Source organism: Mesosutterella faecium (assembly GCF_022809315.2).
GTDB lineage: Bacteria > Pseudomonadota > Gammaproteobacteria > Burkholderiales > Burkholderiaceae_F > Mesosutterella > Mesosutterella faecium.
On the sequence record NZ_JAKZJU020000001.1, the window covers coordinates 285,070 to 300,217 of the forward strand.

The following is a 15,148-nucleotide window of genomic DNA, read 5'->3' on the forward strand; positions in this document are numbered from 1 at the left end:
CGGGGCTGCGGCGTTTTCCCGCCGCGCGCCTTCAGCCTCCCGTCACCTCCGAGAGCCAGTTGCGGAACTCGGTGAAGGTGCCGGAGATCTTGTCGCCGAAGCTCTCAGCGGGCCTGCGCGAGCGGTGTAGGCTCACCGCCTCGGAGACGTCGCCCTGCGCGGCGAGCTTCATGCGGCTGTGCTCGCGCGTCACTTTGTTGCCGTAGCCCTGGTCGTGCGAGAGCAGCGCCCCGCCCATATAGAGCTTGAGCGCCCGCGGCAGCGACCCGGTGCGGTCGATCAGCTCGCGCAGCAGCTCGCTGCCCACCTGCAGGTTCGTCTCAATGTCGAAGACGCCGCCGCTTTTTTTCTTGAAGCGGCCCGCGTGGACCTTCGGCACCACCTGCATCAGCCCGCTCGCGCCGGAGCTGCGGTTGCGGGCGTTGGGATTGAAGGCGGACTCGGCCGCCGTAATGGAAAGGATGAGCAGCGGGTCGAGGTTGTTGCGCCGCCCGGCCTCGATCGCGCCGTCGATGATGCGCTCGATCTGGTCGCGCGGCACCTTGTAGGCGCGCGCCACGTAATCGGCGAGATGGCTGCGGTAGGCCGCGGGGTCTTCCGCAGCGGCGGCCGCCTCGGCCTGAGGCGCTTTCTGGATTTCAGCGCCCGCCGCGGAAGCGGCGGAGGCGGAAATGCAGAAAATCCCTCCGGCCAGCACGACAAGCGTCTGACGAAGATGGGAAGCGAGCGATGAAAAGGGGTTTCTCGAGTTATGTCTCATAAGGCTTCTTCGCGTCAGGCGCGCCGCACAGTCTGCTGCGGCACCGCTGCCTGCGGGGCTTTTTTCTCGGCCCCGGGGCGGGCGCCGCCGCGCGCCGGATCGCTGTTATTTCTGGTTTTCCGTCCTTTCGCCCGGAGGATCCGGGTCACAAAAAGCACTGCAGGGCCGCCGCTTCGGGAGGCCCCCTTCAGGGTTTAGTTTAATCTATTCGGCCGCAGGCACCCGGCCGCGCGCCGGAGACATACCTCTTAGGAAATAATCCCCGGGCGCCGCCTCACCGGAAGAAGAGGGTTGCGAGCGACAGGAAAATGAGGAAGCCGCCCGAGTCGGTCATGAACGTGAGCAGCACCGAGCCGCCCATCGCGGGGTCGCGCCCGAGGGCCCGCAGCACGAGCGGCACGGCCGCGCCCACGATCGCGCCGAGGATGATGTTGAGCATCATCGCGAGGAACATCACGAAGCCGAGCATCATGCCCTGGCCGGAATCGCGGTACAGGAACCACACGAGCAGCCCCGAGATGACGCCCCACATGATGCCGTTGATCAGGGCGACCAGAGTCTCGCGGCGCAGCACGTCGGGAATGTTGCTCGCCGTCACCTGCCCCATCGCCATCGACCTCACGAGCAGGGTGAGCGTCTGGTTGCCGGAGTTGCCCGCCATGCCCGCCACGATCGGCATCAGGGCGGCGAGCGCCACCACCTTCGAGATCGTGCCGTCGAAGGCGCTGATCACGCGCGAGGCGATGAAGGCCGTGCAGAGGTTCACGCCCAGCCAGAGCCAGCGCGAGCGCGCGGTCTCCCAGACGCTGCTGAAGATGTCCTGGTCGTCGTCGAGGCCCACGGCGCCGAAAGCGTCCTCCTGGCTCTCCTCGCGGATCACGTCGACCACCTCGTCGACGGTGAGCCGGCCCACCAGCCGGCCCGCCTCGTCGACCACGGCGGCGGAGACGAGGTCGTAGCGCTCGAAGGCCTGGGCGGCGTCGCTCTCGCTGTCAAGCGGCGAGAGCGTGAGCACGTCCTTCTGCATCACGTCCTTCACGACCTTGGAAGGAGTGTTCACGAGGATGCGCGACAGGGAAAGCGTGCCGCGGAAATGCCCTCCGCGGTCGACCACGAACACCTTGTCGGTGTGGTCGGGCAGCGCCTTATAGCGCCGCAGCTGCTCGAGCACCGACCCCAGGGTCGCGTCCTCGCGCACCGTGACGAGCTCGAAGTCCATGCGGGCGCCGACGCTGTCCTCCGGATAGGACATGGCCGCCCGCAGCTGCGAGCGCTCCTCCATCGACAGCCCTTCCTGAACCTCGGCGGAGACGTCGGGAGGAAGGTCTGGCACCAGGTCCGCGATCTCGTCGGTGTCGAGCGTCTCCACCGCATCGACGAGCTCGTCGCGGTTCATGGCCTCGATCAGGGTCTCGCGGACGCCCTCGTTTACTTCGATCAGGATTTCGCCGTCGCGGTCGCTGCCGACGAAGTTCCAGAGCGCGAGGCGCTCGTCAAGCGGCAGGGCCTCCAGCACCCAGGCGATGTCCGAGGGATGAAGCCGCTCGCAGATCGACCTGAGCTCGCGGGCCGCCTCCGGCGTGACGGGAACCGCCTCGGAGCGCTCGGCGTCATCGTGCCCGCGCTGCCGGCCGCTTTTCTCCTCCTGCTCCTCGAGCTCGTCAAAAATCTGCTGCACCCGCGCGAGCGCGTTGCTCGCGTCGTCGGGATCGCGCATGGGGCTTGAGGGAGCCGCAGCCGCAGCGGCAGGCTCTTCTTTGTGCTGTTTTTTTTCTTCCTCGACCATGTCTGTGCGAGCTCCGCTCATTCCGGCACTCCGGTGTTGGTGAGCACGATTGTACCCGCAAGAGGCCCGCAGCACCGAACGGCGGCCCGGCTCCGCGGGCTTTCAGCGCGCGAGGTTTTCGCCGCCGGCCCGCAGGGGCGTGCGCTGCATGTAGTACTCGATGCGGGCGGCCTTGCGCCTGATGAACGCCGAGCCCCGGTGGAGCTGGTAGTAGCGCGGCCGCGGCAGGATCGCCGCGAGGAACGCCGCCTGGCCCTCGGTCAGGGCCGAGGCGCTGCAGCCGAAGTAGTACTTCGCGGCCGACTGCACGCCGAAGATCCCCTCGCCGAACTCGGCGGTGTTCAGATACACCTCGAGGATGCGGCTCTTGGGCCACAGGCGGTCGAGCGCGAGCGAGATCAGGATCTCCCGGGCCTTGCGGATGTAGCTGCGCTCGTGGGTGAGAAAGACGTTCTTCACCACCTGCTGCGTGATGGTGGAGGCGCCCCCGCCGCGCCCCTTTTCGAGGTGCTTTTCCATCTCGAGCTCGAGGGCGTCCCAGTCGACCCCGTCGTGGTGGAGGAACTTCTGGTCCTCGGAGGCGATGACCGCGCGCTTGATGTTCGGCCCCATGCGCGACAGCGGTATCCATTCATGCCGGAAGGGAATGCGCCGGCCCTCCGCGGCGATCCGCTCGCGCTCGAGCTTCATGTAGGGCGTCATCGTGGGATTGACCCAGCGGTAGGCGGCCGCCTCCCCCAGAATGAAGATGTGCCAGAGCAGCGCCGCGGCCGCAAGCGCGAGCAGCGCGTTCCTTGCGGGATGCCTCAGGAAGGCCCGCAGCGCCCCGGTCACGGCCGGGCTGCGGCCGCCGAGGCCGCGCGGTTTTCAAGCAGGCAGCGGATCTCGCCGTAGGTCGAGGCGGTGTCGGGCCTCACCCCGCGCCAGTCCGCGTAGCTCTCCGCGGCCTGCTCGATGAGCATGCCCAGCCCGTCGACCGCCTTTCGGGCGCCCGACTTCAGCGCGAGCTCCATGAAAGGCGTGGGCCGCGCCGCGTAGACGAGGTCGTAGGCGAGCGAGGCCTCGGCGAAGGCCGCCTTCGGCACCGGCGGGGCCAGGTTGGACAGGCTCGTCGAGGTGGCGTTGATGATGAGGTCGAAGTGCTCGGCCGCGGTCTCCTCGTAGGCGATGGCGTCAATCCCGAAGCTGCTCGCGAGCGCCTCGGCGCGCTCCATCGTGCGGTTGGCGACCGCGATCCACTTCGGGTTGAGCTCGAGCAGCGACGGCAGCAGCCCCCGCACGCCGCCCCCGGCCCCGAGCACGAGAATGCTCGAGCCTTCGATCGGAAAGCCGAAGCGGCCCGTCACGTCCGCGACGAACCCCGCGCCGTCCGTGTTGTCCCCCGTCACGCGGCTGCCGAAAATAAGGGTGTTGGCCGCGCCGCAGCCCCTCGCCCGCACGGTGAGCCGCTCGGCGTACTTGTACGCCTCCATCTTGAAGGGCAGCGTGATGTTGCAGCCCTTGTAGCCCTGCTCGATCAGCGAGTCGACGAAGTCGGAAAAGCCCCCGATCGGCACCTCGAGCTTCTCGTAAACGATGCTCTCGCCCAGGCTGCGGGCGAAGCTGCGGTGAATTTCCGGCGACAGGCTGTGCGCAATGGGATTGCCCAGCACTGCGTAGCGATCGGGCTTTTTCATGATCTCTCCTTGACCAGTACTCAGGACTCCTGCGCCGCTACCCTCCAGGGCGGCCCGCGGCGCCTCGTGCCGTTTTCCTCCCTTTCTATCACAAGAAGAGGCAGCGGGCCAGCCTCCCGGCGGCCGGGCGGGCTGCGCCGCAGGGGGCCTTTCAGGGCCGGGGGCCGGGCTGCGGCTGGGGATCGGCCTGCGCCGGCGCGTCCCCGGGCTCCTGCTCCTGCGGGACCTGCGGCTGCGGCAGCGGCTCCTGCTCGGGATCCTCCTCCGGGTCCCCGAGCTCCTCCCTGCCGCCGCGCACCTCGCGCAGCTTCACCTCGAGCACGAGGTCGACGTAGTCGAGCGCGATCACATCGAGCATCACCCGCTGGCCGCGCTCGAGCTCGGGCAGGCCCGGCACGCGCTGCATGAACGGCAGCCCGTCGATGCGCACGAGGTCGTCCTTCACCACCGCGGCCTCGATGCTGCGCAGCCCCTCCTGCTCGATCCAGCGCAGCGACCAGTACCGCTCCATGCGGATCTGGAAGGACTTGTAGCTCTCGTAGATCGTCTCGAAGGTCTCGACGATGGAGAAGAAGTCCGCGTCGTTGCGCTCATAGGGGGGCTTCTCGCCCATGACGACGGCGATGATCTGCTGCTGGTTCACGAGGTCGACGTAGCGCCTGAGCGGCGAGGTGCACCACGAGTAGCGCGCCACCCCCAGGCCGTCGTGGGGGCCGCCCGTGGTGCTCATGCGCACCCGGCCCATCCTCTGGCTGCGGTAGATGCCGGCCGTCTCGTGCTCCTCGAGCCAGGACCCCCAGGTGCTGTTGGCGAAGATCATCGACTCGCCCACGAGAAGATCGAGGGGTTCGCCGCGGCGGCGGCCCTTCACGTGGATCACCGCGTCCTCGCCCTCGCCCTCGAGGTCGAAGTACCAGTCAATCTTGCCGCGGGGCTCGGGCCGCCCGCGCACCTTCTCGCGCTCGGCCTGCAGGTGCCGCGCAAAGCGCCACAGGTACGTGATGTCGGAGGCGTGCGGGATGGTGAGGCTGCCCGACTCGATCGCCTCCTCGGTCACCTGCCCGTCCCACTGGTCGTAGCGCAGGTTCACGTCCATCCGCACCCGCTCCAGCCGCGTGTCGGTTGAAAGCACGCTGAAGGTCGCGTCATCGACCACCGCGTAAAGCGACAGGCACGGCGAGATCTTGCCCTCGTCGAGCGAGAAGGCCTTCACCCAGCTCTCGGGCAGCATCGTGGTCTTCAGCCCCGGAGCGTAGACCGTGGACATCCGGCCGCGCACGAACTGGTCCATCGCGTCGCCGCGCTTCATCCCGAGGGAAGGGGCCGCGATGTGGATGCCGATGCGCGTGCGCCCGTTGCCGAGCGGCGTCACGGACGTCGCGTCGTCGATCTCCGTGGTGGAGGAGTCATCGATCGAGAACGGCGCCGCGTCCGACAGCGGCAGCTCCGCCCAGTCGTTGTGCGGGGGCTGCGGGAGATCGTCCGGGAAGCCCGCGCCTTCGGGGAAGTTCTCCTCGTAGAAGGAGCGCACGTGCCACTGCCAGGGCGAGCCGATCGCCTTCACCGACAGCAGCAGCTTGAGCGGCGTGCGGCGCGTCTCCGCGGCGGCGTCGCAAAGCGCCTTCCACTCGATGCTGTTCTTGTCGGGGTGCACGAGCAGCCCCACGGGGTCGGCGGCAATCTCGGGGGGCACGCGCCCCGCGACGAGCTCGGCGGTGATCTCGCGGCGCCGCTCTTCCTGGCGGCGCCGGCGCTCCAGGGCCTCGAGCGCGCGCTTGAGCGTCTCCTCGGGGGCCGGGCGGAAGCGCCCGCGGCCCTTGCGGTAGAAGTAGACGGGATTGTTGAAGAGGGCGAGCAGCAGCGCCCCGCGCTCCACCGGCGAGGGCTCCCCGCCGTAGTACTCCCGGGCGAGATCCTCGTAGGCGAACTCCTCCTGCGGAGCCACCTCCCAGAGAAACGAGGGATCGAGCTCCGAGGCCTTCGCCTGGGCCTGCTCCATGAACTGGGCGGGCGCGGGCGAGGCGAACTCAAAATAGGTCTTCGCCTGCTTCACCTTGGTGCGCCGCCCGGTCGGGAGCTCCACCTGGTAGGTGTTCTTGTCTGCAGAAAGGACGGCGCCCGCCTTGAATGAACCGTTGTCGTCGAAAAAAAGATTCGTCATAAAAAGAAGCTGTGTGAAAGCAAATGATGGCGGCCGGCCTCAGGCGGCCCCCGGCCCGCTGCAGCAGAAGTCGGTCACAGCCTCGCAGTAGTCTGCGAACGCGCTGATCCGGTGGTCCCCGCCGGGAATGAGCACGCGGGTCGCCTCGCGGTACTTCGCGTCCGCCTCGCGCCAGTCAAGCGTCTCGTCGGCGGTGGAAAGCAGCACGAGGTAGCGCTCGGGCCGGGTCACGGAGGGGACGTCGAGCTCGCGCAGCTGCCGCACGAAGTCGGGCGTGACGCTGACCGTCCGGTCTCCCGCCACGGTCGTCTGCTCGCCCATGTAGTCCTTCACGAACTCCCAGGGCCTCACGGCCGGGTTGAGCAGCACCGCCCTGCAGCCCCGCTTCTCGGCGAGCCATGCGGCGTAGAACCCGCCCAGGCTCGAGCCGACGACGGCGAGGGACTCGGCCGGGATCCCTTCGGTAAGCTGCAGCAGGAGCGAGGCGGCCTGCGCGGGCCCGATGTTCAGGTCCGGGGCGAGAAACGCCGCCCGGCGCCGCTCGTGCGCGGCGGCGAGCATCTGTCCCTTCACCGAGCGCGGCGAAGACAGGAACCCGTGGAGATAAAGGGTGGTCACTTCGCGCTCTCCCGGGCCTTGAGCGCGGCCAGAAGCCGGCCGTGGATGCCGCCGAACCCGCCGTTGCTCATCACAAGCATCCGGTCGCCGGGCTTTGACCAGGCGACCGCCTCCCGCACGAGGGGCTCGAGGTCGTGGTACACGTGCGCCTTCTCTCCGAGCGGCGCGAGCGCCTCGGCCACGTCCCAGCGCACGGCGGGCCCCGCGTAGCAGTAGACCTGGTCCGCGTCGGAGAGCGACCCCGGCAGCTGCGCGCGCAGCGTCCCCATCTTCATCGTGTTCGAGCGCGGCTCGAGGATCGCGATGAGGCGCCCCGAGCCCCGGCCCATCCGTCCCCTGAGCGCGGCGATCGTCTCGCGGATGGCGGTCGGGTGATGCGCGAAGTCATCGATCACGACGACCCCGTGCTCCGTGCCCTTCACCTCGAGCCGGCGCTTCACCCCGGCGAACTGCGGCATCGCCTCGAGCGCCTCGCGCGGCGAGACGCCGGCGCTGCGCGCCGCGGCAAGGGCCGCGAGCGTATTGAGCGCGTTGTGCCGCCCGAGCAGCGGCGAGTGCAGCACCCCGAGGCTCTCGCCGCGCAGGGCCACCTCCCCGTCCTCGGAAATCGTCCACCCGGAGGGATCGTCAAACCACTCGAGGCGGCTCCAGCAGCCCATGCCGATCACCTTCTTCAGGGTCTCGGAGCGGCCGTTGGCCACGATGAGCGCGTTGGAGGCCATGGTGCGCACGAGGTGGTGGAAGCTCTTTTCGATCGCCTCGACGCTGTCGAAGATGTCCGCGTGGTCGTACTCGAGGTTGTTGAGGACCGCGGTCTTCGGCCTGTAGTGGACGAACTTGCTGCGCTTGTCGAAAAAGCAGGTGTCGTACTCGTCGCCCTCGATGACGAAATAGGGGCTCTGCGGGCTGAGCCGGGCGCTGTGCCCGAAATTGCCGGGCACTCCGCCGATCAGAAACCCGGGCTTCTTTCCGGCCGACTCCAGCATCCAGGCGAGGATCGAGCTCGTCGTGGTCTTGCCGTGGGTGCCCGCCACGGTGAGCACGTGCCGTCCCTGCAGGATGTGCTCGCTGATCCACTGCGGCCCCGAGGTGTAGGGCAGCCCCGCGTCCAGGATCGCCTCGAGCAGCGGGTTGCCGCGCGAGATGGCGTTTCCGATCACCCAGAGGTCGGGCTTTACGGCGAGCTGATCCGCGCCGTAGCCTTCGTAGAGGCGGATGCCCGCCTCCCTGAGCTGATCGCTCATCGGGGGATAGACGCCTGCGTCGCAGCCGGTCACGGTGTGGCCGGCCTGTGCGGCGAGCTGCGCCACGCCGCCCATGAAGGTTCCGCAGATGCCGAGGATGTGGATGTGCATGTTGACTCCCAAAGCTGCCGGCCGGCGTGCGGCGCGCGTTTTTTCTTCGCCTTGTGCGCCGGCCGGGGCTATGTATTGTAGCCGCTCGCCCCGCAGGGCTGCCGGGCCGCGGCGCTCATTTTTCTCCCCGCCGGGCCGGCCCCGGGGGCTGCGGGAAAAAACGCTACACTGCGCACGCGGCGCCCGCCGCGCGGATATATAAAAGAAGGAAGAGCGAAATGAGAACCGAAGAGGCCGCCGCCTGGGCGGCGAGGCTGATCGTGGACGAGCACTGCAGCTGGCCGCTGATGCGCTCGAGGCTCGCCGAAGATCTGCCCGGGGGCGTCCCGCTGCCGCCCTCGGCGGCGATCGAGTCGGCGGTCCGCGAGCACCTCGCCCTTTTCTGCCCGGAGCACGCGAAGCTGCTCGGGGCGCTGCGGGCCGAGGCCCTCAGCCTGATGCTGCGGCTGCGGGAGGCGGGGCTCGAAACGTGGCTTGCGGGGGCGGTGCTCAACGGCGCGGCCACCGAGGACTCCAACATCGTGCTCGAGTGCTTCACGGACAACCCGAAGGAGGCCGAGGCGGCGGCATTCGCCGCAGGGATCGCCTGGGAGCCCGTCGATTCGGTCTCGCCGCCTGTCCTGCGCTGCGAGGAAACCCTCGGGTGGCTGCACCCGATCCGCCGCGGCAGCGTCCTCGCCGCGCTGCTGCCGCGCTGCCGGGCCCTGGGCGTGACGCTCGACGTCCTGCCCGAGGCGAGCCGCGCCCTCAACCCCCGGCGCCGCCCGCCGGACGCCCGGCAGCTGCCGGCCGAAGCCGCGGGGCGGGCCGGCGCCAAAGCCCTCGCCCGCCTCATCCGGGATTCCCGCGCGGATTAACCCATATGCAGGGTGCGCTCCCCCGGCACGGTCCGCGCACGCTTCGATACAATGCAACCGGCCGAGATTTGCCGGCCGTTGCGTGTTTTTTCGAAGCAATTGGCTAAAATTGCAGCTAAGTCCGCGCCGGCCGCCCGCCCGAAGCCCGCTTCAGGCGGAGCCGCCGCCGGAGTGTCAACGAATTTATCCATGCAGTTGTTCTCTTTTGCCGGGGAAAAGCCGGCAGAAGAAAACCGGGCGCCCGTACGGGTCCCGAAAGACTGGGGGATCTATGGATCTGCGAAAAATCAAAACCCTGATTGATCTTGTGAGGGAAAGCGGCGTAGCCGAGCTTGAGGTGAATGAAGGCGAGGACCATCTTCGGATCGTCAACGCCCCGGGCACGGCCGGGAAGCCCTCCGCGCCGGCGGCGCTGGCCGCGGCCGAGGCGGCGCCCGCGGAGGCCGAGGCCTCGAGCGCCGCCCCTGAGCCCAGGCCCGCCGCCCCCGAAGCGCGCAAGACCATCAACAGCCCGATGGTGGGCACCTTCTACCGGGCGCCCTCGCCCGATGCGAAGCCTTTCGTGCAGGTGGGCGACAGCGTCTCCAAGGGCGCCACCGTCTGCATCATCGAGGCGATGAAGCTGCTCAACGAAATCGAGGCCGAACAGGACTGCGTCATCAAGGAAGTGCTGGTGGAGAACGGCCAGCCGGTCGAATACGGACAGCCCCTTTTTGTCATCGAGTAAGCGCCCATGTTCGGAAAAATTCTGATCGCCAACCGCGGGGAGATCGCGCTGCGAATCCAGCGCGCCTGCCGCGAGCTCGGCATCAAGACCGTGGTCGTGCACTCCATGGCCGACGCCGAGGCGAAGTACGTGAGGCTCGCCGACGAAAGCGTCTGCATCGGGCCGGCCCCCTCTTCCCAGTCCTACCTCAACATTCCCGCCATCATCAGCGCCGCCGAGGTGACCGATGCGGAGGCCATCCACCCCGGCTACGGCTTTCTCGCCGAGAACGCCGACTTCGCGGAGCGGGTCGAGCAGTCGGGCTTCGCCTTCATCGGCCCGCGCCCCGAGACGATCCGCCTCATGGGCGACAAAATCACGGCCAAGAAGGCGATGAAGGAGGCCGGCGTGCCCTGCGTGCCCGGCAGCGACGGCGCCCTCCCGGACGATCCCGACGAAATCCGCAGGATCGCGCGCGAGGTGGGCTACCCCTGCTTCATCAAGGCGAGCGGAGGCGGCGGCGGACGCGGCATGCGGGTCGTCCGCAGCGAGGCCGCGCTCATCAACTCCGTCAATCTCACGCGCCAGGAGGCGAAGGCCGCGTTCGGCAACCCCGAGGTCTACCTTGAGAAATACCTCGAGAACCCCCGGCACATCGAAATCCAGGTCCTCTGCGACAACTTCAGGAACGCGGTCTATCTGGGCGAGCGCGACTGCTCGATGCAGCGCCGCAACCAGAAGATCATGGAGGAGGCTCCGGCCATCGGCATTCCCCGCCGCGTGATCGACCGGCTCGGCAAGCGCTGCGTCGAGGCCTGCCGCCGCATCGGCTACCGCGGGGCCGGCACCTTCGAGTTCCTCTACGAAAACGGCAGCTTCTACTTCATTGAAATGAACACGCGCGTCCAGGTGGAGCACCCGGTCACCGAAATGGTCACCGGGGTGGACATCGTGGCTGCCCAGATCCGCATCGCCTCGGGCGAAAAGCTCACCCTGAGGCAGCGCGACATCCAGATCAACGGCCATGCGATCGAGTGCCGCATCAACGCCGAGGATCCCTACACGTTCGTGCCCTCGCCCGGCCGGGTGACGGCATGGCACCTGCCGGGCGGACCCGGCATCCGCATCGACACGCACATCTTCGCGGGCTACACGGTGCCGCCGTACTACGACTCGCTCATCGCGAAGATCATCGCCCACGGCCACACCCGCGAGCAGGCGCTCGCGAGGATGCGCATCGCGCTGTCGGAGTTCGCCGCCGAGGGCATCCGCACCAACGTGCGGCTGCAGCGCGACATCACCTCCGATGAAATGGTGCGCCTCGGGGGCGTGAGCATCCACTACCTCGAGGAAAAGCTGAAGCAGCGCCAGCCCTAAGCGCGTCCAGGGAGAGCCCGAAGATGAAGGAAATCACACTGCTTGCCGACCGTGACAGCGCCGAGAAAATCGGCGACATGATGATGGAGGCGGGCGCGAGCAGCTACACGACGCGCGACGCCGACGAAGGTACGCCCGCCGAAAAGCCCCTTTTCGGCGAGCCGGGCCTCGAGCCCGACGTCCCCGCCTGGGAGCACTCGCTGCTGTCGATCCTGGTCGACGACGGCTTTGACTGGGAAACGGCCCTCGCGATCGCCGCGAAGTCGCTTCAGATCGAACCCCCGGCCGTGAAGAGCGTGGAGGCGGTCCCCGATGTCGACTGGGTGCGCGTGACCCAGGCCCAGTTCAAGCCGATACGCGCCTCCCGCCGCCTCTGGATCGTGCCCTCCTGGGACACGCCGCCTGAGCCCGGGGCCCTCAACATGAGGCTTGATCCCGGCGTTGCCTTCGGCACCGGCAGCCACCCCACGACGCACCTGTGCATCCAGTGGCTCGACGAGCACCTGAGCCGCGGCGCCTCGGTGCTCGACTACGGCTGCGGCACCGGCGTACTCGCCATCGCCGCCTCCATGTTCGGCGCGGGCAGCGTCGAGGGCTGCGACATCGATCCGCTCGCGGTCGAGGCCTCGCGCTTCAACGCGAAGAACAACGGAGTCGCCGGCAGCTTCTGCCTGCCGGAGGGCATCCCGCGCGAGCGCCTCTACGACGTCGTTGTCGCCAACATTCTCTGCAACCCCCTCATCAGCCTCGCCCCGGTGCTCTGCGGGCACGTGGCAAGGGGCGGGTTCCTGGTGCTCTCGGGCATTCTCTCCGATCAGGTCGACCGCATCGCCGAGGCCTACCGCCGGGCCGATCCCGCGATCCGGCTCGAACGCTGGCGCGAGGAAGAGGGCTGGAACGTCATCTGCGCCCGCGCGTCCTAGCGACTCTGCGAGCGGCTATGTCTTAGAATTTCGCTCATGGCATACATCACCCGCTGTCCGACCTGTGGCTGCATTTACGAGATCTCTGTGGAGGAACTGCACAGAGGGGGCGGCTATTGCCGCTGCGGCGTCTGCCAGTGCGAGTTCGACGCGAAGGAGTCGCTGCGGGAAATCGACCCGGAGGTCCTCAGCTCGCTCTTAAACCGCGCAGCCGCTCCGGCCGCGCAGCCGCCCGAGCCTCCGGCGCCCCCGCCCGAGCCTGCGGCGCCCGCCGCAGCTCCGCAGCAGGCCCCGCTCCGCGCCTCCCCCGCGGCCGCTCCCCAGGACTTCCCCGTCTTCACGCCGAAAAGGGACTTTCCGGACGGCGCCCGCCGCCGGGGCCTTCCCTGGGGCTTCTGGGCCGCCGGCAGCGCGGTGCTGCTTCTTGTGCTCGCCTGGCAGCTGCTGTCGCTTTTCGGTCCGGCCCTGAGCCGCCGCGTCCCCGGGCTTGTGTCCCTGCGCCAGAGCGTCTGCACGGCGCTGCCCTGCCCGGGGCCGGGCAGCGACAAGGCCAACCCCTACGCCATCGAGGACTTCGCCCTCAGGCCCCAGTCGTATGACCGGTACGAAATTTCCTTCACGCTCGTGAACAACGGCGCCGGCAGCGAGCGCCTGCCCGTGATTGAAGTGTCTTTTTCCGATGACAAGGGGCTGATCACCACGCGCAGATACCTGAAGCCGAGCGAATACGCGGGGCAGAACGCCCAGGGCTCCATCGCCGGCGCGGGCTCCGTCCCGGTCCGCTTCACCTTCAGCCTGGCCGGCGACCGCCCGGCCTCCTGCCAGGTCAAGGCCCTCGACTGAGGCGTGCGCGGGGCCGCGCAGCCCGCCGCGGCCGGCGCTTCATTTTTTAAGGATTGGACCATGACCGCCGTCCTCATTTCCGGCTCGATCGCCTACGACACCGTGTGCCGCCTCGAGGGCCGCTTCGAAAACCTGATCCTGCCGCGCGACATCGCGCACCTCAACCTCACGTTCCTCGCCTCCTCCATGACCCGCAGCTTCGGGGGCTGCGCCCCCAACATCGCCTGGTCGCTGAAGGCGCTCGGGGGCGAGCCCGTCATCCTCTCGGCGGTCGGGCGCGACGGGGAAGAATACCTGCAGCACCTCAGGCGCGCCGGCATCGCCACCTCCTCGATCGGGGTTTTCGGCGACGAATGGACCTCGCAGGTCTTCATCACCACCGACTCGGGCGGCAACCAGCTCTCCACCTTCGTGCCCGGGGCCATGCAGAGGGCGCATGAGGTCGCGCTGCCCGCCGGCCTGAAGAACATGCTCGTGCATATCGCGCCGGGAGGGCTCGAGGCGATGAGGCGGCTGGCCGCGCGCTGCCGCGAAGACTCGGTGCCCTACGTGTTCGACCCGGGGCAGGCGACCTCGCAGCTTGAGGCCGCGGCCCTCCGCGAGATCGAGTCCGGGGCCTGCCTCACCTGCCTGTCGGAGTACGAGGCGGCGCTGCTTGAGAAACGCCTGGGCCTCAGCCTCGAGGAAAAAGCCTCGCAGGGGCGGCGCTACCTCGTCACCTTCGGGGCCCGGGGCTGCGCGATGCTGCGGCCTGAGGGGAAGCTTTCCATTCCCGCCGTGCCGGCGGAAATCGCCTCGGGCACGGTGGGCGCGGGCGACGCCTTCCGCGGAGGGCTGCTTTTCGGGATGACCCGGGGGCTGTCCGACCCCGAGTGCCTGAAGCTCGGGGCGCTGATGTCCGCCTTCAGGCTCGAAGGCCCGGGCGCGCAGGGCTGGCGCCCCTCGCGGCAGGAGATCCGGGAGCGCTACAGGCAGGCCTGGGGCGAGCCCTTCCCCGTGCCGCCCGAAGGCGGCAGGCCGCGCTGAGACGGGCCGGAGCGCGCCCTCTTCAGCGCACGTCCACCGGGTCGAAGGTAAGCGACACCTCTCCGGGCATCACCACCCCCGGCACCGACGGGAAGCGGCTGCACTTCGCAATGGCGCGCTCCACCGCGGCGTCATAGCCCGCAAGGCCCGAGGCCTTCAGCTTCTGCGGCGAGCCGATCTGATCGCCGCTTGGCATCAGCCGCACGCGGTAGACGGCCTGATGCTGGCCGCGGCGCACGCCCGAGGGCACGCTGAAGATGATGTTCGGGCGGATGCAGGCCCGCACCTTTGCGATGAAGCCCGCCCGGGCCGAGCCCGACAGATTCTGGAACTGAGCGGTCCGGTCGCCCGTGGGGGTGCCCGCGGAGCGGCTCGAGGCGGCCCCGCCCATCGTCCGGGCGAGCTCCTGGGAGCGCACCCGGGCCGCGGCCATGCGGGCGGCCTCCTGCGCGCGGACCTGCGCGGCGGCCTTGGCCTGAGCGGCGGCCTGGGCCTGAGCGGCCTTCTGCGCCTCCTCGGCGGCCCTGCGCTTCGCCTCTGCGGCCTTCTTTGCGTCTTCGGCGGCCCTGCGCTTCGCCTCGGCCGCCTTCTTCGCCTCATCGGCCTTCTTCTGGAGCTCCTGCTGCCGCTTCTGCTCCTGCAGCTGCTTCTCCTTCAGCTTTTCCTGCCTGCGGCGCTCCTCGGCCTGCACAATGTCGGCCTTGCGCCGCTCCTCGGCCAGATCTTTCTGGGGCTGGGGCTGGGGCTTGGCCGCCGGAGCGCTCTGCTCGCGCGGGGCGGGGCTCGGAGCCGGCGCGGGCTCGGGCGCGGGGCTCGGGGCGGGCGGCGGCTCGACGGAGGGCCCTCCGTTCGGGCTCGTCCCGGTCGTGGGCGTCTCGGCCCAGAGCTCGACCATGACGTCCTCGTCCTGAGTCTTCCACTGGAAGGCGAAAAACAGCGCAACAAACAGCAGCGCGTGCACGCCGACCGCGCAGACGAGCGCCCGCCTGAAGTCCCTGCGACGGGCTTCGCTTTCGGGCGTCCAGCTCAAGGGGCGGGTCCTCTTTTCTTTCATCGCGCT

General features: G+C 68.8%; 15 protein-coding genes. 6 read left to right on the plus strand and 9 right to left on the minus strand.

The window, feature by feature from the left end; genetic code table 11:
* Positions 1-31: 31 nt before the first annotated feature.
* The 7 genes from MUN46_RS01305 to mpl all read right to left on the minus strand — a co-directional run bounded on the left by MUN46_RS01305 (position 32) and on the right by mpl (position 8,356).
* Positions 32-760 (minus strand): transglycosylase SLT domain-containing protein, encoded by a 729-nt coding sequence (locus MUN46_RS01305; RefSeq protein ID WP_243375809.1) that lies wholly within the window; start codon positions 758-760, stop codon positions 32-34.
* Positions 761-1,034: 274 nt separating this feature from the next.
* Positions 1,035-2,567 (minus strand): magnesium transporter, encoded by a 1,533-nt coding sequence (gene mgtE / locus MUN46_RS01310; protein ID WP_422732580.1) that lies wholly within the window; start codon positions 2,565-2,567, stop codon positions 1,035-1,037.
* A gap of 81 nt (positions 2,568-2,648) precedes the next feature.
* Positions 2,649-3,380: a monofunctional biosynthetic peptidoglycan transglycosylase gene (mtgA, locus tag MUN46_RS01315; RefSeq protein WP_243375810.1), complete on the minus strand. Its 732-nt coding sequence runs from the start codon at positions 3,378-3,380 to the stop codon at positions 2,649-2,651.
* Positions 3,377-4,222: a shikimate dehydrogenase gene (gene aroE / locus MUN46_RS01320; RefSeq protein ID WP_243375811.1), complete on the minus strand. Its 846-nt coding sequence runs from the start codon at positions 4,220-4,222 to the stop codon at positions 3,377-3,379. Before aroE ends, mtgA begins: the two co-directional genes overlap by 4 nt.
* Positions 4,223-4,373: 151 nt before the next feature.
* Complete coding sequence (locus MUN46_RS01325; protein WP_243375812.1) at positions 4,374-6,383, minus strand: ribonuclease catalytic domain-containing protein; 2,010 nt, start codon at positions 6,381-6,383, stop codon at positions 4,374-4,376.
* A gap of 39 nt (positions 6,384-6,422) precedes the next feature.
* A complete protein-coding gene (locus MUN46_RS01330; protein WP_243375813.1) occupies positions 6,423-7,001 on the minus strand; it encodes a YqiA/YcfP family alpha/beta fold hydrolase in 579 nt (192 codons plus the stop codon).
* Complete coding sequence (gene mpl, locus MUN46_RS01335; RefSeq protein WP_243375814.1) at positions 6,998-8,356, minus strand: UDP-N-acetylmuramate:L-alanyl-gamma-D-glutamyl-meso-diaminopimelate ligase; 1,359 nt, start codon at positions 8,354-8,356, stop codon at positions 6,998-7,000. Before mpl ends, MUN46_RS01330 begins: the two co-directional genes overlap by 4 nt.
* Before the next feature lie 218 nt (positions 8,357-8,574).
* Here mpl and MUN46_RS01340 point away from each other — a divergent pair, with 218 nt between their 5' ends.
* A complete protein-coding gene (locus tag MUN46_RS01340) occupies positions 8,575-9,213 on the plus strand; it encodes a hypothetical protein (protein WP_243375815.1) in 639 nt (212 codons plus the stop codon).
* Here the strand turns inward: MUN46_RS01340 and MUN46_RS01345 are convergent.
* Positions 9,210-9,404, minus strand: a complete 195-nt coding sequence (locus MUN46_RS01345; RefSeq protein ID WP_243375816.1) for a hypothetical protein — start codon at positions 9,402-9,404, stop codon at positions 9,210-9,212. The genes MUN46_RS01340 and MUN46_RS01345 overlap by 4 nt on opposite strands.
* Positions 9,405-9,484: 80 nt before the next feature.
* Here MUN46_RS01345 and accB point away from each other — a divergent pair, with 80 nt between their 5' ends.
* From accB to MUN46_RS01370, 5 genes are read left to right on the plus strand one after another with little or no spacing between them, the layout of a single operon-like run.
* Complete coding sequence (gene accB, locus MUN46_RS01350; RefSeq protein ID WP_243375817.1) at positions 9,485-9,940, plus strand: acetyl-CoA carboxylase biotin carboxyl carrier protein; 456 nt, start codon at positions 9,485-9,487, stop codon at positions 9,938-9,940.
* Between the two features lie 6 nt (positions 9,941-9,946).
* A complete protein-coding gene (accC, locus tag MUN46_RS01355) occupies positions 9,947-11,296 on the plus strand; it encodes an acetyl-CoA carboxylase biotin carboxylase subunit (RefSeq protein WP_237979028.1) in 1,350 nt (449 codons plus the stop codon).
* A 23-nt stretch (positions 11,297-11,319) separates the two neighbouring features.
* Positions 11,320-12,219 carry a 50S ribosomal protein L11 methyltransferase gene (gene prmA / locus MUN46_RS01360; RefSeq protein WP_243375818.1) on the plus strand — a complete coding sequence of 300 codons (900 nt, stop codon included), beginning with the start codon at positions 11,320-11,322 and terminating at the stop codon, positions 12,217-12,219.
* Positions 12,220-12,255: 36 nt separating this feature from the next.
* Positions 12,256-13,062 (plus strand): zinc-ribbon and DUF3426 domain-containing protein, encoded by an 807-nt coding sequence (locus MUN46_RS01365; RefSeq protein WP_243375820.1) that lies wholly within the window; start codon positions 12,256-12,258, stop codon positions 13,060-13,062.
* A gap of 60 nt (positions 13,063-13,122) precedes the next feature.
* Positions 13,123-14,088 (plus strand): carbohydrate kinase family protein, encoded by a 966-nt coding sequence (locus MUN46_RS01370; protein ID WP_243375821.1) that lies wholly within the window; start codon positions 13,123-13,125, stop codon positions 14,086-14,088.
* 22 nt (positions 14,089-14,110) lie between these two features.
* Here MUN46_RS01370 and tolA read toward each other — a convergent pair whose 3' ends face one another.
* On the minus strand, positions 14,111-15,142 hold the full coding sequence (gene tolA / locus MUN46_RS01375) for a cell envelope integrity protein TolA (RefSeq protein WP_243375823.1): 1,032 nt from the start codon (positions 15,140-15,142) through the stop codon (positions 14,111-14,113).
* Between the last annotated feature and the right edge of the window lie 6 nt (positions 15,143-15,148).